2 protein-coding genes are annotated in these 1,207 nt (G+C 72.8%); both read right to left on the reverse strand.

What is annotated here, in order from left to right:
* Positions 1-502, reverse strand: a 502-nt coding sequence (locus IY392_RS16320; protein WP_194861790.1) for a glycosyltransferase, incomplete at its 3' end; no start/stop codon positions are given.
* A partial coding sequence (locus tag IY392_RS16325; RefSeq protein WP_194861791.1) for a carbon-nitrogen hydrolase family protein occupies positions 493-1,207 on the reverse strand: 715 nt, incomplete at its 5' end. The genes IY392_RS16325 and IY392_RS16320, both read right to left, overlap by 10 nt.

A 1,207-nucleotide genomic window follows, 5' to 3' on the forward strand; every position in this document is an offset into this window, starting at 1 on the left:
CGGCGAAGCGGGCGTGGTCGACGCCGTTGGGGATCACCGTGGGGGCCAGACCCCATCCCTGGCGGACCTCGGCGGCGACGGCCTCGGACACGCACACGTGGGCGTAGGGGGTGGTGAGGGCCTTCTCGTGGCAGTCCACCAGAACGGGGGTGGTGAAGTCGTCGAGGTGATGCACGGTGCGGATGCACCGACCCACCGCGTTGGCACTGATGCAGTCCTGGGCGTGGACGATGTCGAACCCGTCCGGGTCGACGAACTCCCGCAGGGTGGCGATGGAGCGCACGATCCGGTCGGTGACGGACTCGCCGGGACGGTCCGGGAACGGTGCGAGGCGGACGGTGACCGCGGGATCGACCTCGCGGAAGAAGCCCGCGTCCGCGCCGCGGGCCAGGGAGTACACCGTCACGCGGTGCCCGGCCCGGGCCAGCGCCTCGGCCAGGTGGAGGGTGTGGACGACGCCCCCGCGGGGGCGGGTCGAATAGGTGAGCAGGGCTATCCGCACGTCGTGTCGCCTCCCGGTCGCGCAGGCGAGGCCGCCCGGCGTGGTTCCGTCGCGTAGGTCTCCGGTCGCCGCTCCGCCAGGTGGTCGAGGACCCGACGCGAGCGTGCGAGCTCGGTGTGGACATCGACCTCGATCCGGGCGAGTCCGCCCTTGGACCGGGTCGCGGCCAGGATCTCGCCCCCGGGTCCCACCACCTTGGCCTGGCCGAGGAAGCGGAGGGAGCCCATGACCCCGGTCTGGTTGGAGGCCACCACGAACACCTGGTTCTCGGCGGCCCGGGCGCAGTCGTAGAGGTCGAACAGTCGGGACTGACGGTCCGCGGGCAGTCGGGCGGCGCGGTCGGTCACACTGGCGGGCCAGGCCGACAGGGTGGCCACCACCTGCGCCCCGTCGAGGGCGAGCGACCGCGCGGACTCGGGGAAGGTCTTGTCGTAGTCGATGAGCATCCCCACGCGTCCGATCGGGGTGTCGAAGGCGCGGAACGCGTCCCCTGCGCCGTAGCGGGTGCCCTCGTCGACGGGTTGATGCACCTTGCGGTGGACGCCGAGGACGCCGTCGCCGGTGAGGCAGACGGCGGTGTTGTAGCGCGTGTCGTCGCCGGCCTCGGTGTAGCCGATGCACACGGTCATGTCTCCCGCGGCGGCGGCGATGGCGGACAGTTCCGGGCCGTCGGGGTCGAGCGCCGGGGGGAGCGTCGCGGGGGAG

It is taken from the genome of Dietzia sp. SYD-A1 (genome assembly GCF_015356725.1).
Taxonomy (GTDB): Bacteria; Actinomycetota; Actinomycetes; order Mycobacteriales; family Mycobacteriaceae; genus Dietzia.